Origin of the sequence: Streptomyces sp. NPDC058773, assembly GCF_042746015.1 — a bacterium.
Taxonomy (GTDB): Bacteria; Actinomycetota; Actinomycetes; order Streptomycetales; family Streptomycetaceae; genus Streptomyces.
On the sequence record NZ_JBHYPE010000027.1, the window covers coordinates 25,142 to 49,815 of the forward strand.

22 protein-coding genes are annotated in these 24,674 nt (G+C 71.4%); 12 read left to right on the forward strand and 10 right to left on the reverse strand.

The features are described from left to right. Positions 1-191: 191 nt before the first annotated feature. Positions 192-1,064: an oxidoreductase gene (locus ACFW5B_RS22645; protein WP_386442404.1), complete on the reverse strand. Its 873-nt coding sequence runs from the start codon at positions 1,062-1,064 to the stop codon at positions 192-194. Between the two features lie 101 nt (positions 1,065-1,165). Here ACFW5B_RS22645 and ACFW5B_RS22650 point away from each other — a divergent pair, with 101 nt between their 5' ends. The 7 genes from ACFW5B_RS22650 (at position 1,166) to ACFW5B_RS22680 (ending at position 10,519) form a co-directional block, all read left to right on the forward strand. Beyond that, entirely contained in the window at positions 1,166-2,152 is a 987-nt protein-coding gene (locus tag ACFW5B_RS22650) for an ATP-binding protein (RefSeq protein WP_386442407.1), read from the forward strand. Positions 2,153-2,456: 304 nt separating this feature from the next. Continuing rightward, on the forward strand, positions 2,457-4,796 hold the full coding sequence (locus ACFW5B_RS22655) for a SulP family inorganic anion transporter (RefSeq protein WP_386442409.1): 2,340 nt from the start codon (positions 2,457-2,459) through the stop codon (positions 4,794-4,796). A 147-nt stretch (positions 4,797-4,943) separates the two neighbouring features. After that, complete coding sequence (gene acs / locus ACFW5B_RS22660; RefSeq protein WP_386442412.1) at positions 4,944-6,908, forward strand: acetate--CoA ligase; 1,965 nt, start codon at positions 4,944-4,946, stop codon at positions 6,906-6,908. Between the two features lie 336 nt (positions 6,909-7,244). Then, positions 7,245-8,639, forward strand: a complete 1,395-nt coding sequence (gene nhaA, locus ACFW5B_RS22665; protein WP_386442415.1) for a Na+/H+ antiporter NhaA — start codon at positions 7,245-7,247, stop codon at positions 8,637-8,639. Between the two features lie 44 nt (positions 8,640-8,683). After that, a complete protein-coding gene (locus ACFW5B_RS22670) occupies positions 8,684-9,142 on the forward strand; it encodes a phage holin family protein (RefSeq protein ID WP_386442418.1) in 459 nt (152 codons plus the stop codon). Continuing rightward, positions 9,139-10,077, forward strand: coding sequence for an alpha/beta fold hydrolase (locus ACFW5B_RS22675; RefSeq protein WP_386442421.1), 939 nt, complete (start codon positions 9,139-9,141; stop codon positions 10,075-10,077). The genes ACFW5B_RS22670 and ACFW5B_RS22675 overlap by 4 nt, the downstream gene beginning before the upstream one ends. A gap of 244 nt (positions 10,078-10,321) precedes the next feature. Next, on the forward strand, positions 10,322-10,519 hold the full coding sequence (locus tag ACFW5B_RS22680; protein ID WP_386442423.1) for a hypothetical protein: 198 nt from the start codon (positions 10,322-10,324) through the stop codon (positions 10,517-10,519). A 105-nt stretch (positions 10,520-10,624) separates the two neighbouring features. Here ACFW5B_RS22680 and ACFW5B_RS22685 read toward each other — a convergent pair whose 3' ends face one another. The 3 genes from ACFW5B_RS22685 to nth are packed head-to-tail and all read right to left on the reverse strand — an operon-like array spanning position 10,625 to position 13,636. Then, complete coding sequence (locus tag ACFW5B_RS22685; protein ID WP_386442426.1) at positions 10,625-11,824, reverse strand: MarP family serine protease; 1,200 nt, start codon at positions 11,822-11,824, stop codon at positions 10,625-10,627. 13 nt (positions 11,825-11,837) lie between these two features. Further along, positions 11,838-12,551 carry an NUDIX hydrolase gene (locus ACFW5B_RS22690; protein WP_386442428.1) on the reverse strand — a complete coding sequence of 238 codons (714 nt, stop codon included), beginning with the start codon at positions 12,549-12,551 and terminating at the stop codon, positions 11,838-11,840. A 53-nt stretch (positions 12,552-12,604) separates the two neighbouring features. Next, a complete protein-coding gene (gene nth / locus ACFW5B_RS22695; RefSeq protein ID WP_386442431.1) occupies positions 12,605-13,636 on the reverse strand; it encodes an endonuclease III in 1,032 nt (343 codons plus the stop codon). Between the two features lie 443 nt (positions 13,637-14,079). Here nth and ACFW5B_RS22700 point away from each other — a divergent pair, with 443 nt between their 5' ends. After that, complete coding sequence (locus ACFW5B_RS22700) at positions 14,080-14,754, forward strand: Crp/Fnr family transcriptional regulator (protein ID WP_006604164.1); 675 nt, start codon at positions 14,080-14,082, stop codon at positions 14,752-14,754. A gap of 132 nt (positions 14,755-14,886) precedes the next feature. Further along, positions 14,887-15,696 (forward strand): nucleotidyltransferase, encoded by an 810-nt coding sequence (locus ACFW5B_RS22705; protein ID WP_386442435.1) that lies wholly within the window; start codon positions 14,887-14,889, stop codon positions 15,694-15,696. Positions 15,697-15,774: 78 nt separating this feature from the next. Here the strand turns inward: ACFW5B_RS22705 and ACFW5B_RS22710 are convergent, their stop codons facing one another. The 4 genes from ACFW5B_RS22710 to ACFW5B_RS22725 all read right to left on the reverse strand — a co-directional run bounded on the left by ACFW5B_RS22710 (position 15,775) and on the right by ACFW5B_RS22725 (position 18,326). Beyond that, entirely contained in the window at positions 15,775-16,611 is an 837-nt protein-coding gene (locus ACFW5B_RS22710; protein ID WP_386442438.1) for an MBL fold metallo-hydrolase, read from the reverse strand. Next, entirely contained in the window at positions 16,608-17,582 is a 975-nt protein-coding gene (locus tag ACFW5B_RS22715) for an NUDIX hydrolase (protein ID WP_386442441.1), read from the reverse strand. The genes ACFW5B_RS22710 and ACFW5B_RS22715 overlap by 4 nt, the downstream gene beginning before the upstream one ends. Before the next feature lie 121 nt (positions 17,583-17,703). Next, entirely contained in the window at positions 17,704-18,168 is a 465-nt protein-coding gene (locus ACFW5B_RS22720) for a RidA family protein (RefSeq protein ID WP_386442443.1), read from the reverse strand. Continuing rightward, a complete protein-coding gene (locus ACFW5B_RS22725) occupies positions 18,165-18,326 on the reverse strand; it encodes a DUF4177 domain-containing protein (protein ID WP_003975360.1) in 162 nt (53 codons plus the stop codon). Before ACFW5B_RS22725 ends, ACFW5B_RS22720 begins: the two co-directional genes overlap by 4 nt. A 186-nt stretch (positions 18,327-18,512) precedes the next feature. On the opposite strand from ACFW5B_RS22725, the gene ACFW5B_RS22730 reads away from it, so the two are divergent. Further along, positions 18,513-19,571, forward strand: a complete 1,059-nt coding sequence (locus ACFW5B_RS22730; RefSeq protein ID WP_386442446.1) for an ArsA-related P-loop ATPase — start codon at positions 18,513-18,515, stop codon at positions 19,569-19,571. Continuing rightward, positions 19,568-20,938 (forward strand): ArsA family ATPase, encoded by a 1,371-nt coding sequence (locus ACFW5B_RS22735; RefSeq protein ID WP_386442448.1) that lies wholly within the window; start codon positions 19,568-19,570, stop codon positions 20,936-20,938. Before ACFW5B_RS22730 ends, ACFW5B_RS22735 begins: the two co-directional genes overlap by 4 nt. A 249-nt stretch (positions 20,939-21,187) precedes the next feature. Here ACFW5B_RS22735 and ACFW5B_RS22740 read toward each other — a convergent pair whose 3' ends face one another. Beyond that, entirely contained in the window at positions 21,188-21,529 is a 342-nt protein-coding gene (locus ACFW5B_RS22740; RefSeq protein WP_386442451.1) for a WhiB family transcriptional regulator, read from the reverse strand. A 383-nt stretch (positions 21,530-21,912) separates the two neighbouring features. Here ACFW5B_RS22740 and ACFW5B_RS22745 point away from each other — a divergent pair, with 383 nt between their 5' ends. Beyond that, positions 21,913-24,099 carry a transglycosylase domain-containing protein gene (locus ACFW5B_RS22745; RefSeq protein WP_386442454.1) on the forward strand — a complete coding sequence of 729 codons (2,187 nt, stop codon included), beginning with the start codon at positions 21,913-21,915 and terminating at the stop codon, positions 24,097-24,099. Between the two features lie 91 nt (positions 24,100-24,190). Here the strand turns inward: ACFW5B_RS22745 and ACFW5B_RS22750 are convergent, their stop codons facing one another. Continuing rightward, on the reverse strand, positions 24,191-24,655 hold the full coding sequence (locus tag ACFW5B_RS22750; protein WP_386442457.1) for a GatB/YqeY domain-containing protein: 465 nt from the start codon (positions 24,653-24,655) through the stop codon (positions 24,191-24,193). Positions 24,656-24,674: the final 19 nt, after the last annotated feature.

Here is a 24,674-nt window from a genome sequence, read left to right on the forward strand (position 1 = left end):
CCAGCCGCACCAGGTAACCGGACGAAGATTCCGACCTGATGGGCAAATATTCGAGCACGCTTGGTAACCCGACGGACATGCCAGCGGCGGTACCACCCATTGGTACCGCCGCAACCCTTGTTCAGGGGTGAATGAAGCAACCCTTCCGGAATTCTCCGCGCACCGCCCAAAAGGTTTCGTCCGACCGTCCGTTATGCCGCGCCACGCTGCAGCGCCTCACAGACGGCGGTGCTCTCCCGAACGCCGAGTTCCACCGCGCGTCCGCAGTGGGCGATCCAGGCCGCGACGCCCTCCGGGGTGCCCGAGACGTAGCCCTCCAGGGCGGCGACATACGCCGCGCGCCCCAGTTCGGCGTGCCCGACCTCGGCGGGGCAGATCGACTTCGGATCCAGTCCGCTGCCGATCAGTACGATCCGCTCCGCGGCCCGCGCGACCAGCCCGTTGCACGTGGCGAACGGCCGCAGCGCGAGCAGCTCGCCGTGCACCACCGCCGCGGTCACCAGCGCCGGCGCCTCGCTGCCCGCGAGGAGCAGCCGCGCCAGCCCGTCCAGCCGCCCGGCGACCTCGTCGGCGTCCGGCAGCGGCAGCTCGATGAGCGGTTCGTCCACCGGCTCGGCACCCAGCCGGGGCCGGCCCACCGTCCCGTCCGCCGCACCGTCGCCTCGCCCGCCTCCCGAGGCGGCCACCAGATGGAGCCGTGCCAGGACCCGCAGCGGCGACTGCCGCCACACACTGAGCAGCTGTCCGGCCTCGGCCGTCAGCCGCAGGGCCGCGCCGACCGTGCGCGGCTCGCCCTCGACACCGAAGTCGGTGCGGCGGCGGACCTCTTCGAGCGCCCAGTCGGCCCCGGAAAGCGCCGCGGAACCGCGCGCTCCGCGCAGCGCCGCCTCGGACGCCACCTCATTGCTGCGGCGTCGCATGATCCGGTGCCCGTAGACCCGGTCGACACCCTTGCGTACGGAGTCCACGGAGTCGGCGACTCCCGGGAGCGAGGCCAGGGTCACGAGCGGGTCGGTGCTCGCCTTGGGGGGTTCGGGGGGCGTCCCCCGGGAGATTCCAGCCATGGGTACGACCCTACGCACCACCAGGCCGGACCCCTCGAAGGAGTGGTCTTCCTCACGCAGCCCTCTCACTCGGAGCGAGATCAACATTACCCTTGGTGAACATGAAGATCGCTTTCGTAGGCAAGGGCGGCAGCGGGAAAACCACCCTGTCCTCCCTGTTCATCCGGCATCTCGCCGCTTCCCGGGTCCCCGTGATCGCCGTGGATGCCGACATCAACCAGCACCTGGGCGCCGCCCTCGGCCTCGACGAGGCGGAGGCCGCCGCGCTTCCCGCGATGGGCGCCCATCTGCCGCTGATCAAGGACTACTTGCGCGGCAGCAACCCCCGGATCCCGTCGTCCGAATCGATGATCAAGACCACCCCGCCGGGCGAGGGCTCGCGGCTGCTGCGGGTCGGCGAGGCCAACCCCGTCTACGACGCCTGCGTCCGGACGGTGGACCTCGACGGCGGCCCGGTACGACTCATGGCCACCGGGCCGTTCACCGAGTCCGATCTCGGTGTGGCCTGCTACCACTCCAAGGTCGGCGCGGTGGAGCTGTGCCTGAACCACCTCGTGGACGGCCGTGAGGAGTATGTCGTCGTCGACATGACGGCCGGTTCCGACTCCTTCGCCTCCGGGATGTTCACCCGTTTCGACATGACCTTCCTGGTCGCCGAGCCGACCCGTAAGGGCATCGCCGTCTACCGCCAGTACAAGGAGTACGCACGGGACTTCGGCGTCCCCTTGAAGGTCGTGGGCAACAAGGTGCAGGGCCCGGAGGACCTGGCGTTCCTGCGTGACCAGGCCGGCGACGATCTGCTGGTCACCGTTGGCCACTCCGACTGGGTGCGTGCCATGGAGAAGGGCCGCCCGGCTCGCTTCGACCACCTGGAGGAGGCCAACCGGCACGCCCTGGAGACGCTGCACCGCACAGCCGACGCCGCCTATGGGCGCCGCGACTGGGAGCGCTACACACGGCAGATGGTGCACTTCCACCTGAAGAACGCGGAGAGCTGGGGCAATGCGAAGACCGGCGTCGATCTCGCCGCTCAGGTGGACCCGTCCTTCGTGCTCTCCGAAGGGGCGGTCGCGCCGCAGCCGGCCTGACCGGCCGGACGGCACGGGCGGGTGCCGCGGGTGCGCCGGCCCGCAGGGCGCACCCGCCCGGCAAAGCCTGAGATCCACAAGGCGAAACCCGCCGCATTCACCAGATAAGGGGAAGGATTGCGGCGAATGCCTGCAAATACTTCTCTCGGCCTTTACCTCTCATTACGGTTCATTTACCGATGCTTGAGAGTCACTGGACCGTCACCCAACGGTGACCACCGCCGGTCGACTCACGTCCCGCCGCAGTACACCGCCGCCCCACGATCGCGCCCCGCGCGACCGCGTCGCCCCGGAGGAGACGGGAATGCCGCAGACCGAGAAGCAGACCGAGAAGTCGCCGCAGCCGCCGCACACCGCACATCCCGCCGAGCTCCCTCCCGAGCCCCGTACGCCCTCGGGCCCCGGCTCCCGTCCGGAGAAGGGCCGGGCCGCCCGTCGGGACCTCTCCGCCTCGGTCGTCGTCTTCCTGCTCGCCGTCCCGCTGTCCCTGGGGCTCGCACTGGCCACCGGCGCCCCGCTCCAGGCCGGGCTGGTCTCCGCGGTCGTCGGCGGGATCGTCGCCGGACTGCTCGGTGGCGCCCCGCTCCAGGTGAGCGGCGCGGCGACCGGCCTCCTGGTGGTCACCGCCGACCTGGTCCAGCGCTACGGCTGGCGTGCCACCTGCGCCGTCACGGTCCTGGCCGGTCTCACCCAACTCGCCCTGGGCGCACTGCGCGTGGCCCGCGCGGCGCTGGCCGTCAGCCCGGCGATCGTGCACGGCATGCTGGCCGGTATCGGCGCCACCATTGCCCTCGGCCAGCTCCATGTGGTGCTCGGCGGCAGCCCGGACAGCTCGGCCCTCGACAACGCCGCCGCGCTGCCCGGCCAGTTGGCGCATCCGCACGCCGTCGCCCTTCTGATCGGCGCCGTGACCGTCACCGTGCTCCTCGGCTGGGGACGGCTGCCGGGCCGCGCCGGACGGTGGGCGCGGGTGCTGCCCGCGCCGCTGGCCGCCGTGCTCGCCGCGACGGCGGTCAGTGCGGGCACGACGGTGGCGCGGGTGGAGCTGCCGTCCTGGCGGATGCCCGAGCTGCCGGTGCTTCCGGACGCCTCCCTTCCGGCCCTGATCGCCGCGGTGCTGACGGTCACCCTCGTCGCCGGTATGGAGTCGCTGCTGTCGGCGGTGGCCGTGGACCGGCTGGCGGCCGAGCGGCCGGACGCTCCCACGGGGCGCGCGCGGCTCAACCGGGAGCTGGCCGGCCAGGGCGTGGCCAATACGGTCTCCGGGCTGCTGGGCGGGCTGCCGATCTCCGGGGGCGCGATCCGCGGCTCGGCCAATGTGCGGGCCGGCGCGGTCACCCGCCGCGCCACCGTGCTGCACGGCGTATGGGTGCTGCTGTGCGCGGGGCTGCTGGCCAGTGCGCTGGAGCTGATTCCGCTGGCCGCGCTCGCCGCGCTGGTGATGGTCGTCGGCGTACGGATGATGAGCTTCGCGCACATCCGGCATGTGCAGCGGCACCGCGAATTCCCGGTGTATGCCGCCACGTTCGGCGGCGTCGTGCTGTTCGGGGTGCTCCAGGGTGTGGGGACGGGCATCGCGGTCGCGGTCTTCCTGGCGCTGCGCCGGCTGACGCACACCCGGATCACGGTCACGGAGGAGGCCGACGGCCACCGGGTGCGGGTCACCGGGCAGTTGACGTTTCTGGCGGTGCCGCGGCTGACCCGGGCGCTGGCGCAGGTGCCGGCGCACACCGATGTCGTCGTCGAGCTGTGCGGTTCGTTCATGGACCACGCCGCCTACGAGGCGCTGCAGTCCTGGTCCGCCACCCATCGGGCGCACGGCGGTCAGGTGACCCTCGGCGGCCGTGCGGGCCGGCCGCTCGCCGCGCAGGCCGGTGACCACTCCTGCCGGCCGTGGACACCCTGGCGCAACCATCAGTGCACCCGGAGTGCCCCCGACCCGGCGGCGGTCCCGGAGAGCAGCGGCAGCCAACTGCTGGGCGGGGTTTCCGCCTTCCAGCGCCATACGGCCCCGCTGGTGCGCGAGGAGCTGTCCCGGCTGGCGCGCGAGGGCCAGCGGCCCACCCAGCTCTTTCTGACCTGTGCGGACTCCCGGCTGGTCACGAGCATGATCACGTCCAGCGGGCCGGGCGATCTGTTCACCGTGCGCAATGTCGGCAATCTGGTGCCGCCGCCCGGCTCGGACGCCTCCTGCGACTCCGTGGGAGCGGCGATCGAGTACGCGGTGGAGGTGCTGCGGGTCGGCTCGATCACGGTCTGCGGGCATTCGGGGTGCGGCGCCATGGGAGCGCTGCTGGGCGGCGCCGCACCGGAAGACGCCGAGCCGACCCCGCTCTCCCGATGGCTGCGGCACGGCCGGCCGAGCCTGGCCCGTATGCAGCGCATCGGACGCCGGGGGCGGGGCGAAGTCGCGCTCAGCGGGCGGCCGGTGCGCGACGACCAGGAGCGGCTGGCGCTCGTCAACGTCATGCAGCAGCTCGACCACCTCAGGGCGCACCCGTGTGTGGCCCGCCGGGTGGCGGAGGGAACGCTCACTCTGCACGGCATGTATTTCCATGTCGGCGAGGCCCAGGCGTATGTGCTCGACGAGGCCGCCGGGCGGTTCTGCGCGGTGCGCGGAGAGCCTGCGCCGGTCATGGCCTGACCTGCGCGGCGTCTCCTCAACAGCCCTTGAACACACCCTGACGAAAGGTCTACACCAATATTTTTCCACAGCCCTTGTCAGGGCCGGGCGCGGGCTGATGAGCTATGACCTGGGGACACATCGGACGCCCTGGGAATGGGAGATGTTGTGAGCAACGAAAGCCTGGCCAACCTGCTCAAGGAGGAACGGCGGTTCGCGCCGCCCGCCGATCTGGCCGCGCACGCCAACGTCACGGCTGCCGCGTATGAGCAGGCCGCGGCAGACCGGCTGGGCTTCTGGGCCGAGCAGGCCCGGCGGCTGTCCTGGGAGACCGCTCCCACCCAGACCCTCGACTGGACCAACGCGCCCTTCGCGAAGTGGTTCGCCGACGGCAAGCTCAACGTCGCCTACAACTGCGTGGACCGGCACGTGGAGAACGGCCTGGGCGACCGGGTCGCCATCCACTTCGAGGGCGAGCCCGGCGACACCCGCGCGATCACGTACGCCGAGCTCCAGCGAGAGGTCTCCAAGGCCGCCCATGCGCTGACCGAGCTGGGGGTGCGCAGCGGCGACCGGGTCGCCATCTATCTGCCGATGATCCCGGAAGCGGTCATCGCCATGCTGGCCTGTGCCCGCCTGGGCGCTCCGCACTCGGTCGTCTTCGGCGGCTTCTCCGCGGACGCCCTGGCGACCCGGATCAATGACGCGGACGCCCGTGTGGTGATCACCGCCGACGGCGGTTACCGCCGCGGCAAGCCGTCCGCCCTCAAGCCCGCCGTCGACACCGCACTGACCAAGCCGGGCACGGAGAACGTCCGCAGCGTCCTCGTCGTGCGCCGCACCGGCCAGGAGGACATCGACTGGCACGAGGGCCGCGACGTCTGGTGGCACGAGATCGTCGAGCGGCAGAGCGACCAGCACACGCCCGAGGCCTTCGATGCCGAGCACCCGCTGTTCATCCTCTACACCTCCGGCACGACGGGTAAGCCCAAGGGCATCCTGCACACCACGGGCGGCTACCTCACCCAGGTGTCGTACACCCATCACGCGGTCTTCGACCTCAAGCCGGAGACCGATGTCTTCTGGTGCACCGCCGACGTCGGCTGGGTGACCGGCCACTCGTACATCACCTACGGCCCGCTCTCCAACGGCGCGACCGAGGTGCTCTACGAGGGCACGCCCGACAGCCCGCACCAGGGCCGCTGGTGGGAGATCGTGCAGAAGTACGGCGTGACGATCCTCTACACCGCGCCGACCGCGATCCGCGCCTGCATGAAGTGGGGCGACGACATCCCGGCGAAGTTCGATCTGTCGTCGCTGCGCATCCTCGGGTCGGTGGGCGAGCCCATCAACCCCGAGGCGTGGATGTGGTACCGCAAGCACATCGGGGCGGACGCGACGCCGATCGTCGACACCTGGTGGCAGACCGAGACCGGCGGGATGATGCTCAGCCCGCTGCCGGGCGTCACGGCGACCAAGCCCGGCTCGGCCCAGGTGCCGCTGCCCGGTATCGCCGCGACCGTGGTGGACGACGACGCGCGTGAGGTGCCCAACGGCGCCGGCGGCTACCTCGTCCTGACCGAGCCCTGGCCGGCCATGCTCCGCACGATCTGGGGCGACGACCAGCGCTACCGCGACACGTACTGGTCCCGCTTCGAGGGCAAGTACTTCGCCGGCGACGGTGCCAAGAAGGACGACGACGGCGACATCTGGCTGCTCGGCCGGGTGGACGACGTGATGCTGGTGTCCGGCCACAACATCTCCACGACCGAGGTGGAGTCGGCGCTGGTCTCGCATCCGAAGGTGGCCGAGGCCGCGGTCGTCGGCGCCGCCGACCCGCAGACCACCCAGGCCATCTGCGCCTTCGTCATCCTGCGCGGTGGCGCGGCCGAGGACGAGGGCCTGGTCGAGGAGCTGCGCGCGCATGTCGCCCAGCAGCTCGGCCCGATCGCCAAACCGAAGCGGATCATGCCGGTCGCGGAGCTGCCCAAGACCCGGTCCGGCAAGATCATGCGGCGGCTGCTGCGCGATGTCGCCGAGAACCGCGCCCTCGGTGACGTGACCACCCTCACCGACTCCACGGTCATGGACCTGATCCAGGCGAAGCTGCCGAGCGCCGCCAGCGAGGACTGAGCGGGACGGAACCAGGAGGGGGCATCGGGCCGGACACGGCCGGGTGCCCCCTTGCCGTGGCCACGGCGGCCCCGGCGTCCGCCCCAGCAGCCCACCGCCCGTTTTGACCGTAAAGTGAGACCACCGGATAGCCACTCGCGCCCGCCCGGTACAGTGGGACATGCGTCAATGACGCGCTAAAACTCTGGGTGCGCCGGGAAGTCTGGTCGGCAACTGCAACAGCCGTACACAGCTGCCGAAAGCCGGAGGTCACCGAGTGAGCGCGCGAAACCAGCAAACGATCGAGCAGTGGGTGCCGCGCGCACACCGCCCCGCCGAGCGTTGCGAGGCCGCCGCATGAGCGCCCCCCGGAACCGCCGCGCCCCCTTCCTCGGCCGGATGCCACTGCCCGAGCGGAACTTCGTCGCGGATGCGCTGCGCGCCGAAACCGTCGGCGGCATCCTCCTCCTCGTCGCCGCCGTAGCCGCTCTGATCTGGGCAAACACCCTCGGCGGGAGCTACGAGGCGGTCCGCGGCTTCCACTTCGGACCGGCCGCGCTGGGCCTGGACCTGTCCGTCCAGCACTGGGCCGCCAACGGCCTGCTCGCGGTGTTCTTCTTCGTCGCCGGTATCGAGCTCAAGCGCGAACTGGTCGCGGGCGAACTCCGGGACCCCAAGGCCGCCGCCCTCCCCGTGGTCGCCGCGCTCTGCGGCATGGCGATGCCCGCGGTCGTCTACTTCGTCGTGAACGCCCTCGGCGGCGGCTCGATGCAGGGCTGGGCGGTCCCCACCGCCACCGATATCGCCTTCGCGCTCGCCGTGCTCGCCGTGCTCGGCACGTCCCTGCCCGCCGCGCTGCGCGCCTTCCTGCTCACCCTCGCCGTCGTCGACGACCTCTTCGCGATCCTGATCATCGCGATCTTCTTCACCTCGAAGATCGACTTCCTGGCGCTCGGCCTTGCCGTCGCCGGCCTGGTGCTCTTCTACCTGCTGCTGCGCAAGGGCGTCCGCGGCTGGTACGTCTATGTCCCGCTCGCCGTGGTCATCTGGGCCCTGATGGAGAACAGCGGGGTGCACGCCACCATCGCCGGTGTCGCCATGGGCCTGATGCTGCGCTGCACCCGGCGCGACGGCGAGAAGGAGTCCCCGGGCGAACACATCGAGCATCTGGTCCGCCCGCTCTCGGCCGGCCTCGCCGTGCCGCTGTTCGCCCTGTTCTCCGCGGGCGTGTCCATATCCGGCGGCGCGATCCATGAGGTCTTCACGCGGCCGGAGACCCTCGGGGTGGTGCTCGGCCTGGTGGTGGGCAAGGCGCTCGGCATCTTCGGCGGCACCTGGTTCACCGCCCGCTTCACCCGGGCCGAGCTGAACCCCGACCTGAAGTGGCCGGATGTCTTCGCCGTCGCCGCCCTGGCCGGCATCGGCTTCACCGTCTCCCTGCTCATCGGCGAACTCGCCTTCGCCGAGGACCTGGTACTGGCCGACGAGATCAAGGCGGCGGTGCTGATCGGCTCGCTGCTGGCGGCCGTTTTCGCCGGCGTTCTCCTCAAGATCCGCAATGCCAAGTACCGGAAGCTGTGCGAGGACGAGGAGCGGGACGAGGACCAGGACGGCATCCCCGATGTCTACGAACTCGACAAGCCGGAGTACCACCTGCGGATGGCGGCGATCCACGAGGCCAAGGCCGCCGAGCACCGGCGGCTTGCCGAAGTGGCCTCCGGCACGCATGCCGGAGACGATGGTCCGGCATGATCTGAGAGGCTTTGCATCCGCGTGAAGAGAAGAGGGAGACGGCGATGACCGCAGTCCACGACGGCACGGACCGCAGCCTCGGACAGCTGGTGGCCACGGCCACGGCCGAAATGTCCGCGTTGGTGCACGACGAGATCGCGCTGGCCAAGGCGGAGTTCCGGCAGGACGCCAAGCGCGCGGGCATCGGCAGCGCCGCGTTCATGGTGGCCGGCGCGCTGGCGCTGTTCGCGCTGCCGGTGCTGAGCTTCGCGGCGGCGTACGGCATCCACAACCTCGGCCTCGGGCTCGCCTGGTCCTTCCTGATCGTCGGCGGCGCCTTCCTGGTCCTCGCCGGGCTGCTGGCCCTGATCGCGATGGCCAAGATGAAGAAGGTCAAGAAGCCGGAGCGGTCCATCAACTCCGCCAAGCAGACCGCGGCGGTACTCCAGAAGGCCAAGCCGCACCCGCGCGTGGCGCCCGTGGAGCACCCGGTGCTGGAGTCTGTGACACGCTCATCGGTATGACAGCCCCTGACAGCACCGCTTCGGTCGTACGGATCGACGTTCCCGGCGGACGCGAGGTCTCGCACCGCGACGTCGCGGCCAACGGCGCCCGTTTCCACATCGCGGAGATGGGTGACGGCCCGCTGGTGCTGCTGCTGCACGGCTTCCCGCAGTTCTGGTGGACCTGGCGGCATCAGATGCCGGCGCTCGCCGACGCGGGTTTCCGGGCGGTCGCCATGGATCTGCGGGGCGTCGGCGGCAGCGACCGCACCCCGCGCGGCTACGACCCGGCGAACCTCGCCCTGGACATCACCGGCGTCATCAGGTCCCTGGGCGAGCCGGACGCCGCGCTCGTCGGGCACGACCTGGGCGGCTATCTCGCCTGGACGGCCGCGGTGATGCGGCCCAAGCTGGTGCGCCGGCTGGCCGTGGCCTCGATGCCGCATCCGCGGCGCTGGCGCTCGGCGATGCTGGGCGACGTCCGGCAGAGCGCCCGGAGTTCGCACATCTGGAACTTCCAGCGCCCCTGGCTGCCGGAGCGCGCGCTGACGGCGGACGATGCGGCCCTGGTGGGCCGGATGATCCGCGACTGGTCCGGCCCCCGGCTGCCGGAGGACGACGATCTGGCCGTCTACCGGCGGGCTATGTGCATCCCCTCGACGGCGCACTGCTCGATCGAGCCGTACCGCTGGATGGTGCGGTCGATGGCCCGCCCCGACGGCCTCCAGTTCAACCGCCGGATGAAGATGCCCGTACGGGTGCCGACGCTGCATCTGCACGGCTCGCTCGACCCGGTGATGCGCACCCGCAGCGCGGCCGGTTCCGGCGAGTACGTCGAGGCGCCGTACCGCTGGCGGCTGTTCGACGGCCTGGGGCACTTCCCGCACGAGGAGGACCCGGTGGCGTTCTCCACGGAACTGATCAACTGGCTGAAGGACCCGGAACCGGACCGGTGACGAGCCGCTGCCCCGGAAGGGGCGGCGAGCAACGGCGGCCCCGGGGCGGGCTGTTGGAGCGCCCCGTACACCGGTGCGCCCTGCCCCTCGCGGACCGCTGAGCGCGCCGTCCGGACCGCTCAGCGGTGCCCTTCCCCGCCCGGCTCGAACGCGCGTATGACGAACAGCCACTTGCCCGGCGCATAGGCCAATTGGCGGTCCCCGGGGCGGTTACGGACCTTGGGGCACGGGCAGAGTCGAGGGTATGGGCTGGACGCACGACTACCGTGACGTGGCACGCAACCGCCGCAGCAGTGCCGCTGCAGTGGGTACTCAGGAAAGGGGAACCCCGGACCTCAGGTCCGGCGCCTCCCCCGACCCGACGCACCCGATGGGGATCCCTCGCATCCTGCGCCGCAGAGCGCGCTGGATGAGCGCGCGGCTACGCCATTCCCGTACCTGACCCCTCGGCCCGCCGACGGGACGCGGGATTCCTTCCCGTGTCCCGCCGCCGGGCCCCGGCCGTGATCCGCTCCGCCGGAGCGCCCGGCCGGCTTCCGGATCAGCTCTAGATCGCGCAGCCCTGGCTGTCGACCCGCCGCTGCGCGGTGCGCCCCTTGGTGACGTCCTCGCGGACCTCGTCGGCGGTCAGCGCATAGCCGGTGCGGGAGTCGTCCAGCGACTTCGCGAAGACGACGCCGTAGACCTTGCCCTGCGGGGTGAGCAGCGGGCCGCCGGAGTTGCCCTGCCGGACCGTGGCGTAGAGGGAGTAGACATCGCGGCCGACCGTGCCGCGGTGGTAGATGTCCGGGCCGGTGGCCTGGATGCGGGCGCGGACCCGGGCGGCACGGACGTCGTAGCCGCCGTTCTCCGGGAAGCCGGCGACGATGGCGCTGTTGCCGCTGTTCGCGTCCCCGCCGGTGAACTGCAGCGCGGGCGCGTCGAGTGACGGCACGTCGAGGACCGCGATATCGCGCCGCCAGTCGTAGAGCACGACCCGGGCGTCGTACGTACGGCCCTCGCCCCCCACCTGGACGGTCGGCTCGCGAACGCCGCCGACGACATGGGCGTTGGTCATCACACGGTGCCGGCCGAAGACGAAGCCGCTGCCTTCGAGGACCTTGCCGCAGCTGGGGGCCGTGCCGACGACCTTGACGATGCTGCGCCGGGCCTGCGCCGCCACCGGGCTGGTGGCGAGCCGCGGATCGGGGGCCGGCACATTGTTGATCGGTTCGTTGGAGAACGGCGTGAAGACCTGCGGGAAGCCGTTCTGCGCGAGGACCGAGGAGAAGTCGGCGAACCAGGTGCCGGCCTGCTGCGGCAGCACCCGGGACACCCCGAGCAGCACCTTGGAGTTACGGACCTCCTTGCCGAGCGTCGGCAGGGATGTTCCGGCCAGCGCCGAGCCGATCAGCCAGGCGACCAGCAGCATCGCCAGGACGTTGACCAGCGCACCGCCGGTCGCGTCCAGGGCTCTCGCCGGTGACCACGTGATGTGGCGGCGCAGTTTGTTGCCCAGGTGGGTGGTGAGCGCCTGGCCCACGGAGGCGCACACGATCACGATGGCGACCGCCGCGATGGCCGCGAAGCTGCCGGGTGTCGCGTCCCCGGTGATCTCGTTCCAGATCACGGGGAGCAGATAGACCGCGATCAGACCGCCCCCGAGGAAGCCGATCACGGACAGGATGCCGACGACAAAGCCTTGCCGATAGCCGATGATCGCGAACCACACGGCCGCGACCAGCAGCAAAATGTCCAGGACGTTCACGCCGGACACCGTCTCACGAGCGCCAGTCGAGCGGGACCGCCTTGTCACGGTCCCACGGAATCTCCCAGCCCGCGTAGTGCAGGAGCCGGTCGATGACTCCGGCGGTAAACCCCCAGACCAGGGCGTTCTCGACACGGAACGCAGGCCCGATGTGGCCGCTGGGATGGCGCGTTGTCACGCGATGGGCGGGGTCCGTGAGATCCGCCACGGGAACCGTGAACACCCTTGCGGTCTCCGCCTGGTCGACCGCACCGACCGGGCTCGGCCGGCGCCACCACCCCAGGACGGGGGTCACCACGAAGCCGCTGACGGGGATGTAGAGCCGCGGCAGCACGCCGAAGACCTGCACACCGGAGGGGTCGAGGCCGGTCTCCTCCTGGGCCTCACGCAGCGCGGCGCGTACCGGACCGGAGCCCTCCGGGTCGCCGTCCTCCGGGTCGAGGGCGCCGCCGGGGAACGACGGCTGGCCGGCGTGGGAGCGCAGGGTGCCGGCGCGCTCCATCAGGAGCAGCTCGGGGCCGCGGGAGCCATGGCCGAAGAGAATCAGGACTGCGGACTGCCGGCCACCGCTCTCGGGCGGCAGAAAGCGGCTGAGCTGCGGCGGCTCGATGGTGTCGGCCACCCGGGCCACCGGGTCCAGCCACTCGGGCAGGCCCTCGGCCGTGACCGCCGCCTCCCGGCCGGCGTCCGTCTCCCGGCCGTACCGCTGCTCCCGTGCACTCCGCATACGCGCCCCCTCAGGCCTGGCATCGATGGTCGGTCACCTCTGGGCGGCGGGCGTCATGAGGCGGCCACCGGGGGCGCCATCGGCGGCGCGGGCTGTCCCGGATAGCCGGCCGGGGGCTTCAGCCGCTGTCCCGGCCGGCCGCCCAGCTCGTACTTCAGCAGCTTCCTGGCCTTCTCCGGGTCCGTCTCGCCCTCGCCGTACGCGGGGCACAGCGGGGCGATGGCGCATGCTCCGCAGGCGGGCTTGCGGGAGTGGCAGACGCGGCGGCCGTGGAAGACGACGCGGTGCGAGAGCATCGTCCACTCGCTCTTGGGGAAGATCTCGGCGACATCCGCCTCGACCTTCTCGGCGTCCTCGGCGGTGGTCCAGCCGAAGCGGCGCGCCAGACGGCCGAAGTGGGTGTCGACGGTGATGCCCGGGACGCCGAAGGCATTGCCCAGGACCACATTGGCGGTCTTGCGGCCGACCCCGGGGAGCGTGACGAGGTCCTCCAGGCGGCCGGGGACCTCGCCGCCGAAGCGGTCGCGGAGCGCCGCCGACAGGCCGATCAGCGACTTCGTCTTGGCGCGGAAGAAGCCGGTCGGCCGGATCAGCTCCTCCAGCTGCTCCGGGGGCATCGCGGCCATGTCCTCGGGCGTCGGGCAGACCGCGAAGAGGCGCGGGGTGGTCTGGTTGACCCTCAGGTCGGTGGTCTGCGCGGACAGGACCGTGGCGACCAGCAGCTCGAAGGGGTTGGTGAAGTCCAGCTCGGGGTGGGCGTACGGATACAGCTCGGCCAGCTCGCGGTTGATCCGGCGGGCCCGGCGCACCATGGCGACCCGGGACTCGGGCTTGCGCGCGGCGGCCTTCCTGGCGGGCGCCTTCGCCGCGGCCGTCTTTGCGGTCTTCTTCGCCGTCGCCTTCTTGGCGGGGGCCTTCTTCGCCGTCGCCTTCTTGGCCGGGGCGGTCTTCTTGGCCGGGGCGGTCTTCTTGGCGGCGGTCCTCTTGGCCGGGGCCTGCTCCGCGGCCGCGGTGGCCGTCTTGATGACGGCCTTCTTGGCCGCGGCCTTCTTGGGCGCCGCCGGCTTCTCGGGGGTTGCGTTCACGGGGCGGCCTTCTTCCCTGCCGAGGTCTTGTCCGCCGGAGTCTGCCTCGCGGAGGTCTGCACGGTCGTGTCCTGCGCCGACGGTCGCGACGCGCCGGTTTTCCGGACGGGCGGCTTCCGGCGGGGCGCCACCCCCGAGGGGGATTTGTTACTTTTATCCGAAATCGAGGTGCGGCCGGACTCCTGTTCGCCCACAGCGGAATCACGCCCTGCGCTCACTCGTCCGGCCCCCAGTCCTCTGCTCTCACCGGCGTATTGGACACTCGGCCAGACTAAGGCCAGCCACTGACATCCGGCTTGATCGCTGTGATTCCTGACCCCAATCGGCCCCCTGCCTTATGGCTCGGAGCACCGGTCCGGCAAACTTGTGATTGATCGCACTGTTTTGCATTCCGGCATGATGGGGACCACAGCCCCCGGAGCATGTCGACAAGGAGAGATCTCGTGGACGACGTTCTGCGGCGCGCACCGCTCTTCGCGGCGCTCGATGACGAGCAGGCGGCCGAGCTGCGCGCCTCTATGGGAGAGGTCACGCTCGCCCGCGGCGACGCCCTGTTCCACGAAGGGGACCCCGGCGACCGCCTGTACGTGGTCACCGAGGGCAAGGTGAAGCTGCACCGCACTTCCCCCGACGGCCGGGAGAACATGCTCGCCGTCCTCGGCCCCGGCGAGCTGATCGGTGAGCTTTCGCTCTTCGACCCCGGCCCCCGTACGGCCACCGCCTCCGCCCTCACCGAGGTGAAGCTCCTCGGCCTGGGCCACGGCGACCTCCAGCCCTGGCTGAACGCCCGCCCCGAGGTGGCCACGGCCCTCCTCCGCGCGGTCGCCCGCCGGCTGCGCAAGACCAACGACCAGATGTCCGACCTGGTCTTCTCCGACGTCCCGGGCCGTGTGGCGCGCGCCCTGCTCGACCTGTCGCGCCGCTTCGGCGTGCAGTCCGAGGAGGGCATCCACGTCGTCCACGACCTGACGCAGGAAGAGCTGGCCCAGCTGGTCGGCGCCTCCCGCGAGACGGTCAACAAGGCGCTGGCGGACTTCGCGGGCCGCGGCTGGCTGCGCCTGGAGGCGCGCGCCGTGATCCTGCTGGACGTCGAGCGGCTGGCCAAGCGCTCGCGCTGACCCGCTCGCGGAACGGCCTGGAAGGGCCCCGCTCCGGCGGGGCCCTTCGTCATGGGCCCGCGAGCCGCCCGTAAGGCCCCGCGGCCCGGAAAACGGCTCGCAGGTCCGCCAGAGCCTCGCCATAGTGGCGCCATGATCCACGGCACGGGGCTGGACCGGGACGGCTGCTTCCTGCGCGAGGGGGCCCTGGACCGGGTGTCCGCGCCGTTCGCGCCCGTGGTGGCGGCGCTGGGCGACCGGCTCGGCGCCCGCTTCGGCCCGGGCCGGCTGCACAGCGGCTACCTCTACGGCAGCGTTCCACGGGGCACCGCCATCCCCGGTGTCTCCGACCTCGATGTGCTGCTCGCCCTGTGGGACGGGCCCACCGATGCCGACCGGGCCGCCGCCCGCGCCGTCGAGGAGCACCTCGATGCGAGCTTTCCGCAGGTCAACGGCGTCGGCATCCTGCTGTTCGGGGTGGGCCGGCTGCTGAGCGCGCCGGAGCGGTACGACCTCGGGTGGTTCGTGGCGTGCCTGTGCACGCCACTCAGCGGTCCCGATCTCGCCGGCCGGCTGCCCCGTTACCGCCCCACCTCGCGCCTCGCCCGCGAGACCAACGGCGGCCTCCACCACGCGCTGCCCGGTCTGCGCGCGCAAGCCGCGGCGGCCACCACGGAGGCCGAGCGCACCCGGCTGACCCGGGCGGTGGCGCGCCGGCTGGTCCGTACCGGATTCACCCTGGTCATGCCGCGCTGGGGCGGCTGGACGAGTGATCTCACCGAGTCCGCCGAGGTATTCGGCCGCTACTACCCGGCGCACGCCGAGCAGATGCGCACCACGGCGCGCGCCGCCCGGACGCCCGCCGCGTACCCGGAGCTGCTGGACGCCTTGCTCCAGGACCTCGCCCCCTGGCTGGCCGACGAATATCTGGCCGTCCACGGGGCGAAGACTCCCCGCCCGTAGGAACGCTGACGGAGCCTCCCGCCCGTGGGAGCGGTCCGGAACCGCCGGGGGCCGCCCGGCGGCCGGTCCGCGGCGCCCTCAGTCCTCGATCAGTCCGTGCTCGCCCAGGTAGTCCAGCTGCGCCCGTACGGACAGCTCGGCGGCGGGCCACAGCGAGCGGTCGACATCGGCGTAGACGCTCGCGACGACCTCGGCGGGGCTGCCGTGGCCGGCCTCGACCGCGGTCTCCACCTGGGCGAGCCGGTGCGCCCGGTGCGCCAGATAGAACTCCACCGCCCCCTGGGCGTCGTTCAGCACCGGCCCGTGGCCCGGCAGGACCGTCGCCACCCCGTCGTCGACCGTGAGGGAGCGCAGCCGGCGCAGCGAGTCCAGATAGTCGCCCAGGCGGCCGTCGGGGTGCGCCACCACGGTGGTGCCGCGCCCCAGGATCGTGTCGCCGGTGAGCACCGCGCGGTCGGCCGGGAGGTGGAAGGAGAGCGAGTCGGCGGTGTGGCCCGGGGTGGGCACCACCCGCAGTTCCAGGCCGCCGGTGGTGATGACATCGCCCGCTTCGAGGCCCTCGTCCCCCAGGCGCAGCGCCGGATCGAGGGCCCGTACGGACGAGCCGGTCAGCTCGGCGAAGCGGGCGGCGCCGTCGGAGTGGTCCGGGTGACCGTGGGTCAGCAGGGTCAGCGCGACGCGCTTGCCGGCCCGTTCGGCGGTGTCGATGACGGCGCGGAGGTGCGTCTCGTCGAGCGGTCCGGGGTCGATGACGACGGCGAGGTCGGAGTCCGGCTCGGCGACGATCCAGGTGTTGGTGCCGTCCAGCGTCATCGGCGACGGGTTCGGAGCCAGCACGCAATGGGCGCGCGCGGTCGCGGGCCCGGCGATCACTCCGCCGCGGGGCTGGCCGGGGAGGGCGGCTGCGTCGGTCATGCGGGGGTCCCTCCCGAGGGGCCGGAGTCGTCGGGCTCGCCGCCCCCGGGGGCACCGGCCCCGGCGTCCGTCCGTGCGATGTGCTTGGTGAACTCGTCGTGCCCCGGCCAGCTCAGTTCGATCCCGCCGTCCACGAGGCGGGCCCGGGCCAGTACCGGCGTCAGGTCCTGGGCCTCCGCTGCGGCCAGCGCGTCCGCGGCGGTGGCGTACGGCTGGAGCCCGCGCAGGGTCGCGATGGTCGGCGGCATCATCAGCAGCTCACCGCGGTCGTATCCGGCGGCCGCCTCCTCGGGCCGGATCCACAGCGCGAGGTCCGCCTCGGTGGAGGCGCCGGGGGTCCCCTCGGGGCCGGAACCCGCCGGCCCCTGAGGGAGCGTGCGCTGGCCCTCGGGCAAAGCGGCGACGAAGAACCAAGTGTCGTAGCGCCGTGGTTCGAACTCCGGGGTGATCCAGCGGGCCCAGGCGCCCAGCAGATCGGAGCGCAGCACCAGGCCGCGCCGGGCCAGGAAGTCGGCGAACGACAGCTCATGGGCGACCAGGGCGGCGCGGTCCGCCTCCCAGTCCTCGCCCGTGGGGTCCGCGACGACCGTGTCGGCCGAGGGGCCGGCGAGCAGCACGCCCGACTCCTCGAACGTCTCGCGGACCGCCGCGCAGACGATGGTCTGGGCGGCGTCCGGGTCGACGCCCATACGGACCGCCCACTGGGCGCGTGACGGGCCGGCCCAGGCCACCGGCCGTTCGTCACGGGGATCGACGGATCCGCCCGGATAGGCGTACGCGCCTCCGGCGAAGGCCATGGAGGCGCGTCTGCGCAGCATATGGACGGCGGGGCCGCCGGAGGCGGAGTCCCGCAGCAACAGGACGGTCGCGGCCCGCCGGGGCTCGGCCGGGGTCAGCTCGCCGTTCGCGAGCGCCCGGATACGGTCCGGCCACTCCGGCGGGTACCACTGGCCATTGGTCGTGGACGACATGGCCGGATGCTATGCGCTCGCGCGCGGATGTTCGAGGGCGTCTTCGCGCCGGAGGGCCCCTGTCCACCAGGGGCCCTCCGGTGCGGGGCACGCACTACCGGTGCCGCTGTCCCGCGGGTGCCTATTCGGCGACCTCGACCTGGATCTCGACCTCGACCGGCGCGTCGAGCGGCAGCACCGCCACACCCACCGCGGAGCGGGCGTGCACGCCCTTCTCGCCGAGGATCTCGCCCAGCAGCTCGCTGGCGCCGTTGAGGACGCCCGGCTGGCCGGTGAAGTCCGGCGCGGAGGCGACGAAACCGACGACCTTCACGACCCGCTGGATCCGGTCGAGGTCTTTGATGACGGACTTCACGGCGGCCAGCGCGTTGAGCGCACAGGTCGCGGCGAGCTCGTTGGCCTGCTCCGCGCTGACCTCGGCGCCGACCTTGCCGGTCAGCGGCAGCGCGCCGTCCACCATCGGCAGCTGGCCGGAGGTGTGCACATAGGCGCCGGAACGCACCGCGGGCTGGTAGGCGGCCAGCGGCGGCACGACCTGCGGCAGCTTCAGGCCGAGCTCGGCGATCTTCTCCTCCACCGCGCTCATGCCTGCTTCTCCCGCTTCAGGTAGGCCACCAACTGCTCGGGGTTGTTGGGGCCCGGAACGACCTGGACCAGCTCCCAGCCGTCCTCGCCCCAGGTGTCCAGAATCTGCTTCGTCGCGTGCACGAGCAGCGGCACGGTCGCGTATTCCCACTTGGTCATGGGGCGAGCGTAATGCCTGTCCACGGCCGCGGTGGAAGCCGTCCGCCCCGGCCCGCCGACGGCCCGGCCGCCGGACCCCTACGGATCATCCCTGATCCGTCCCGGACGGACCGTTGGGCAGATATCCGGGGCTTCCCAGGCGTATCCCGTGCGTAGCCGGGACGAGGACTGGTTAGGCTCCTTGGCGTGAGCAGGCTCCATGTCGTCAGCGGCAAGGGCGGCACCGGAAAGACCACGGTCGCCGCTGCCCTCGCCCTCGCCCTGGCCACCGAGGGTCGCCGTACCCTCCTGGTCGAGGTCGAGGGCCGACAGGGCATTGCCCAGTTGTTCGAGACCGAAGCGCTTCCCTACGAGGAACGCAAGATCGCGGTGGGTCCGGCGTCGGAAGGCGCCGCGCCCTGGGGCTCCTCCCGGACGGAGTCCGGCGGCGATACCGCGCGCGGCAGTGGCGGCAGACGGGCCGGCGGCGAGGTCCACGCCCTCGCCATCGACGCCGAACGCGCCCTGCTGGACTACCTCCAGATGTTCTACAAGCTGGGCAGCGCGGGCCGGGCGCTGAAGAAGCTCGGCGCGATCGACTTCGCCACGACCATCGCCCCGGGCCTGCGGGACGTCCTGCTGACCGGCAAGGCGTGCGAAGCGGTCCGCCGCAAGGACAAGAACGGCAAGTTCGTCTACGACGCGGTCGTGATGGACGCCCCGCCCACCGGCCGCATCACCCGTTTTCTGAACGTCAACGACGAGGTGGCCGGTCTGGCGAAGATCGGCCCGATCCACAATCAGGCGCAGGCCGTGATGCGGGTCCTCAAGTCGCCCGAGACCGCGGTGCATCTGGTGACGCTGCTGGAGGAGATGCCCGTCCAGGAGACCGCCGACGGAGTCGAGGAGCTGCGCGCCGCCGGTATCCCCGTGGGCGGCGTCGTCATCAACATGACCCGCCCGGCACTGCTGGACAACGGCGATCTCGACATCGCCGCCCGGGGCGCCCGTGCGGGCGTCGCCAAGGCGCTCTCCCAGGCCGGTCTGGGCGGTGCCCGCCGCGGCGGACTGGCGGACCGGCTGATCGACCCCCTGCTGGAGCAGGCACGCGAACACGCCGAGCGCGTCGAGCTGGAGCGCGCCGAGTACGCCGAGCTGACCGCCATCGGCCTGCCCACCTACGAGTTGGAGCTGCTCCCCGAGGGAGTGGACCTCGCCGGGCTCTACCACCTGGCGAGAGACCTGCGGAAACAGGGGCCCATATGACCTCGGACACCACGACGCTGGACGCCTCGGCCCCGCGGCTCGAGGTCGATGCGCTGCTCGACGACCCGCACACCCGCATCGTGGTGTGCTGCGGATCGGGCGGTGTCGGCAAGACCACGACCGCCGCGGCGTTGGGTGTGCGCGCCGCCGAGCGCGGCCGCAAGGTCGTCGTGCTCACCATCGACCCGGCCCGGCGGCTGGCGCAGTCCATGGGCATCTCCGAGCTGGACAACGTCCCGCGTCAGGTCAAGGGCGTCGACCAGACCGCGGGCGGCGAACTGCACGCGATGATGCTGGACATGAAGCGCACCTTCGACGAGATCGTCGAGGGCCATGCGGACGCCGACCGGGCCCGCGCGATCCTGGAGAACCCCTTCTACCAGTCCCTGTCGGCCGGTTTCGCGGGCACCCAGGAGTACATGGCCATGGAGAAGCTGGGCCAGCTCCGCGCGAACGACGAGTGGGACCTGATCATCGTCGACACCCCGCCGAGCCGCTCCGCGCTGGACTTCCTGGATGCCCCCAAGCGCCTGGGCTCCTTCCTGGACGGCAAGTTCATCCGGGTGCTGATGGCGCCGGCGAAGGTCGGCGGCCGGGCCGGGATGAAGTTCCTCAACGTCGGCATGTCGATGATGACCGGCACCCTCAGCAAGCTCATGGGCGGCCAACTGCTGCGCGATGTGCAGACGTTCGTGGCCGCGATGGACACCATGTTCGGCGGCTTCCGCACCCGCGCGGACGCCACGTACCGCCTGCTCCAGGCGCCCGGTACGGCGTTTCTCGTGGTGGCCGCGCCGGAGCGGGACGCGCTGCGCGAGGCGGCGTACTTCGTCGAGCGGCTGGCCGCCGAGCAGATGCCGCTGGCCGGCCTGGTGCTGAACCGCGTACACGGCAGCGGCGCCGCCCAACTGAGCGCCGAGCGCGCACTGGCCGCCGCGGAGACCCTCACCGACCGCATGGCGGAGGACACCCAGGCGGACGCGGCGGAGCCCGGTACGGCCCCGGACGGGACGGATCCCGCCCCCGACCGGGCGGAAAATAATCTTGCCGCCGACGGCATTGTGGATCTCGACGGCGGGAAGGCTGGCTCACGTACCGCCGGCAGCCTCTCCCCCGCTGCCGCGGCGGAGCACCCGACATCCACCCCGGCCTCAGCGGAGCAACTGGCCGCCGGACTCCTACGACTCCACGCCGAACGCATGCAGGTGCTCGCGCGCGAACGGCGCACGCGGGACCGCTTCACCGCGCTGCATCCCGAGGTTCCGGTGACGGAGGTCGCCGCACTGCCCGGCGATGTCCATGACCTCTCAGGGCTGCGTGCCATCGGCGACCGCCTGGCGCTGAACCCCTCGGACACCGACGACTGACGACGGGCGGCGAAGGAGCCGTACTCACGGCTGGTTCAGCCACCCGCCCACCAACGAAGCGCCCTTCACCACACCCCCGGGCGCCGTTCCACGTCTTCACCGGGCGCGCCGGATCAGCGCGCCCACCCCCATCCATGCCTCCAACTCCGGTGCATCTCACCGTCGCTGACGGACTTCGCGTCCGTCCGACCGATCAGACCGCGCCATCAACCGAACCTTCTCGGCCGATTTCTCCGGCCGTGCCCGCGGCTAGCCCACCGCGGCCAACTCATCGAAGGCCTCGTCGTCACAGTCCACCGGCAGGATGCCCGTGCTGCGCTCATATTCCGTACGCGCTGTCTCCAGCAGCCGGCGCCATGACGTCACGGTCGGGCGGCGACGCAGCAGCGCCCTCCGCTCGCGTTCGGTCATTCCGCCCCACACGCCGAACTCCACCCGGTTGTCCAGGGCGTCGGCCAGGCACTCCGTGCGCACCGGACATCCGGTGCACACCGCCTTGGCGCGGTTCTGCGCCGCCCCTTGAACGAACAGTTCATCCGGATCGGTCGTGCGGCAGGCTGCCTGTGCGCTCCAGTCGGTTACCCAGCTCATGCTGGCGCCGTCCTCTCCCGAATCGAGGCTCCCCCACGGCGGCAAGCGGCATATTCACCGTTGCCAGTTGAGGACGTTACGGAAGGCAGGCAGGGCGCAACACCCCCTTCGGGCCCAATCTTGGATGGCCCGAACGGACTATGCGTATGCGGCAGATCACCCAACGGAGTGACCGTGCGGCATACGTCACTTTGCGCACAAGGCAGGACAGTTCCCCGTCCTGACACGGGATTTTCCTCGTCGCCTGCGGGCACGTGGGGGCGCGTCCCGCGGGAAGGAGGGGTTGACGAACTCGGGCGTAACTGTTCGGCTGCGCTGACTGAGGACAGGCTAAACGAACACGTGCGCCCCTGTCCGGCGGATTGAGAACGTAGGCTGCCCTCATGCCTAAGAAGCGCGATGGCGGAGGTCTGTCCAAGACGCAGCAGGCCGCCAAGTTCCTCGGTGTCAGCGTCCTGGCCGGAGCGGTACTCGCCGGTCTCGCGCTCCCGGCTGCGGGGGCGCTCGGCCTGACCGCCAAGGGGTCGGTGGAGGGCTTCGACGACATCCCGGCGAACCTCAAGACCCCGCCGCTCAGCCAGCGGACCAGGATTCTGGACGCGAAGGGCGGCGAGATCGCCAAGGTCTACTCCCGTGACCGCACGGTCGTCGGCCTCAAGGACATGTCGCCGTACATCCGGCAGGCGATCGTCGCGATCGAGGACGCGCGCTTCTACCAGCACGGCGCCATCGACCCGAAGGGCATCCTGCGGGCAGTCAACAAAAATGCCCAGTCGGGCGGCGTCTCCCAGGGCGCCTCGACACTGACCCAGCAGTACGTGAAGAACGTCTTCATCGAGGAGGCGGGCGACAATCCGGACAAGGTCGCCCAGGCCACCCAGCAGACCCTCGGCCGCAAGGTCAAGGAGCTCAAGTACGCGATCCAGGTCGAGAAGGAACTCGGCAAGCGGAAGATCCTGCAGAACTACCTCAACATCACGTTCTTCGGGCAGCAGGCCTACGGCGTCGAGGCGGCCGCCCAGCGCTACTTCAGCAAGCACGCCAAGGACCTGAACCTGGAGGAGTCGGCGCTGCTGGCCGGCATCGTCCAGTCGCCCACCCGCTACGACCCGGTCAACGCCCCGCAGGAGGCCACCCGGCGGCGCAACACCGTGCTCCAGCGGATGGCCGACCTGAAGGACGTCAGCCAGGCGCAGGCCGACGCGGCCGCCAAGAAGCCGATCAAGCTGGCGATCAGCCGCCCCAAGAACGGCTGCATCACCGCCGTCGACGGCGCCGGCTTCTTCTGCGACTACATCCGCAAGGTCTTCCTCACCGACAAGCACTTCGGCAAGAACCGCAAGGTCCGCCTGAAGCGCTGGAACGAGGGGGGCATGACGATCCGCACCACCCTCGACCCGCAGACCCAGAAGTCGATCCAGGCATCGCTGAGCGACCACGTCTACGACGACGACCCGGTCGCCGGTGCGGCCAGCATCGTCGAGCCGGGCACCGGAAAGATCCTCGGCATGGGCCAGTCACGCCCGTACGGCTTCGGCGAGAACCAGACCGTGATCAACCTCTCGGTGGACCACGCCATGGGCGGCGGCGCGGGCTACCAGCCCGGGTCGACCTTCAAGCCGGTGATCGCGGCGGCCGCGCTGGAGCAGGGCACGAGTCCGGAGCAGGAGTACCCCTCGCCGTACCGGATGCCGTACCCGAGCCCGGTGCAGACCTGCGACGGCGAGTGGCAGGGCACCGACACCACGCAGAACGAGAACAAGGAAGAGGTCGGCCCGTACGGCATGAAGGAGGCGACCGCGAAATCGGTCAACACCTACTTCGTGCAGCTGATCAGCGACATGGGTATCTGCCCGGCGGTGAAGATGGCCCAGAAGATGGGCATCGAGCGGGCGGACGGCAAGCCGTTGCAGGAGGTCCCGTCGATGACGCTGGGCGTCCAGGAGATGTCGCCGCTGACCATGGCCGCCGGCTACGCCGCGTTCGCCAACGGCGGTGAGTACTGCTCCCCCGTCGCCATCGAGTCGATCACCAACGCACGGGGCCGGGCGCTGAAGGTCCCGCAGTCCAGTTGCCGCAGCGCGATGTCCAAGAAGACCGCCGACACGATCAACACCCTCCTGAAGGGCGTCGTCGAGGACGGAACCGGCAAGGAAGCCGGTCTCCAGGGCCGCGACAGCGCGGGCAAGACCGGCACCAGCGACAGCCGCTACGCCGCCTGGTTCGTCGGCTACACCCCGAACGCGGCCGGTGCGGTCTGGGTCGGCGACCCGCTGCACAAGCGCAAGATGTACGACATCAGCATCGGCGGCGTCTCGCACGCCAAGGTCTACGGCGCCGACACCCCCGGCCCCATCTGGCGTGACGCGATGACCGGCGCCCTCGACGGCCGGCCCGCGCCCCAGCTGCCCACCGTCCCGATCGGCGATCCGGCCAAGGACCACCAGCAGGACGACGGCAAGGGCCGCGGCGCGCAGAAGCCCGGCCGTGGCCACGGCGGCAAGCCGGGCGGCGGCTGGCACATTCCGGGCTTCCCCGGCCTTCTGGGCGGCGGCAACGGCGGCTGGTAGGCGGCCGGTTGGCCCGTACGGCACGCACTGAGGGGCGCCCCCACATCACGGGGGCGCCCCTCGGCCGTCTTTCGGGGACTCGGTCGGCCGCTCAGCCGGCCAGCAGCTTCTTCACCGTCGCGGCCACCCGGCCGCCGTCGGCGCGGCCCGCCACCTGAGGGTTGACGATCTTCATGACCGCGCCCATCGCCTTCGGGCCCTCGGCGCCGGCGCCCTTGGCCTCCGCCACGGCCGCCGCGACCAGCTGCTCCAGCTCGTCGTCGGTCAGCGGCTTGGGCAGATACTCCGCGAGCACTTCGCCCTCGGCGCGCTCCCGCCCGGCCTGCTCGGCCCGGCCGCCCTTCTCGAAGGCGTCCGCGGCCTCCCGGCGCTTCTTCGCCTCCCGCGCGATGATCTTCTCGACCTCGCCGTCGGACAGCTCACGCGACTCGGTGCCCGCGACCTCCTCCTTCTGGATCGCGGTGAGCGTGAGACGGAGGGTGGAGGAGCGCAGCTCGTCGCGCGCCTTGATCGCGACGGTGAGGTCGTCCTTGAGCTTGGACTTGAGCGTGGTCATGCCGTTGAGTATGCCCCCA

Excerpts from the sequence above, each read along its gene's own strand:
- ACFW5B_RS22690 (WP_386442428.1), bottom strand. The coding sequence starts at position 12,551 with ATGCGGAGTGCACGGGAGCAGCGGTACGGCCGGGAGACGGACGCCGGC.
- ACFW5B_RS22740 (WP_386442451.1), bottom strand. The coding sequence starts at position 21,529 with ATGAGCTGGGTAACCGACTGGAGCGCACAGGCAGCCTGCCGCACGACC.
- ACFW5B_RS22655 (WP_386442409.1), top strand. The coding sequence starts at position 2,457 with ATGCCGCAGACCGAGAAGCAGACCGAGAAGTCGCCGCAGCCGCCGCAC.
- ACFW5B_RS22710 (WP_386442438.1), bottom strand. The coding sequence starts at position 16,611 with ATGACCGACGCAGCCGCCCTCCCCGGCCAGCCCCGCGGCGGAGTGATC.
- nhaA (WP_386442415.1), top strand. The coding sequence starts at position 7,245 with ATGAGCGCCCCCCGGAACCGCCGCGCCCCCTTCCTCGGCCGGATGCCA.
- ACFW5B_RS22725 (WP_003975360.1), bottom strand. The coding sequence starts at position 18,326 with ATGACCAAGTGGGAATACGCGACCGTGCCGCTGCTCGTGCACGCGACG.
- ACFW5B_RS22645 (WP_386442404.1), bottom strand. The coding sequence starts at position 1,064 with ATGGCTGGAATCTCCCGGGGGACGCCCCCCGAACCCCCCAAGGCGAGC.
- ACFW5B_RS22745 (WP_386442454.1), top strand. The coding sequence starts at position 21,913 with ATGCCTAAGAAGCGCGATGGCGGAGGTCTGTCCAAGACGCAGCAGGCC.
- ACFW5B_RS22750 (WP_386442457.1), bottom strand. The coding sequence starts at position 24,655 with ATGACCACGCTCAAGTCCAAGCTCAAGGACGACCTCACCGTCGCGATC.
- ACFW5B_RS22650 (WP_386442407.1), top strand. The coding sequence starts at position 1,166 with ATGAAGATCGCTTTCGTAGGCAAGGGCGGCAGCGGGAAAACCACCCTG.
- ACFW5B_RS22720 (WP_386442443.1), bottom strand. The coding sequence starts at position 18,168 with ATGAGCGCGGTGGAGGAGAAGATCGCCGAGCTCGGCCTGAAGCTGCCG.
- ACFW5B_RS22705 (WP_386442435.1), top strand. The coding sequence starts at position 14,887 with ATGATCCACGGCACGGGGCTGGACCGGGACGGCTGCTTCCTGCGCGAG.
- ACFW5B_RS22715 (WP_386442441.1), bottom strand. The coding sequence starts at position 17,582 with ATGTCGTCCACGACCAATGGCCAGTGGTACCCGCCGGAGTGGCCGGAC.
- ACFW5B_RS22675 (WP_386442421.1), top strand. The coding sequence starts at position 9,139 with ATGACAGCCCCTGACAGCACCGCTTCGGTCGTACGGATCGACGTTCCC.
- ACFW5B_RS22680 (WP_386442423.1), top strand. The coding sequence starts at position 10,322 with ATGGGCTGGACGCACGACTACCGTGACGTGGCACGCAACCGCCGCAGC.
- ACFW5B_RS22735 (WP_386442448.1), top strand. The coding sequence starts at position 19,568 with ATGACCTCGGACACCACGACGCTGGACGCCTCGGCCCCGCGGCTCGAG.
- ACFW5B_RS22670 (WP_386442418.1), top strand. The coding sequence starts at position 8,684 with ATGACCGCAGTCCACGACGGCACGGACCGCAGCCTCGGACAGCTGGTG.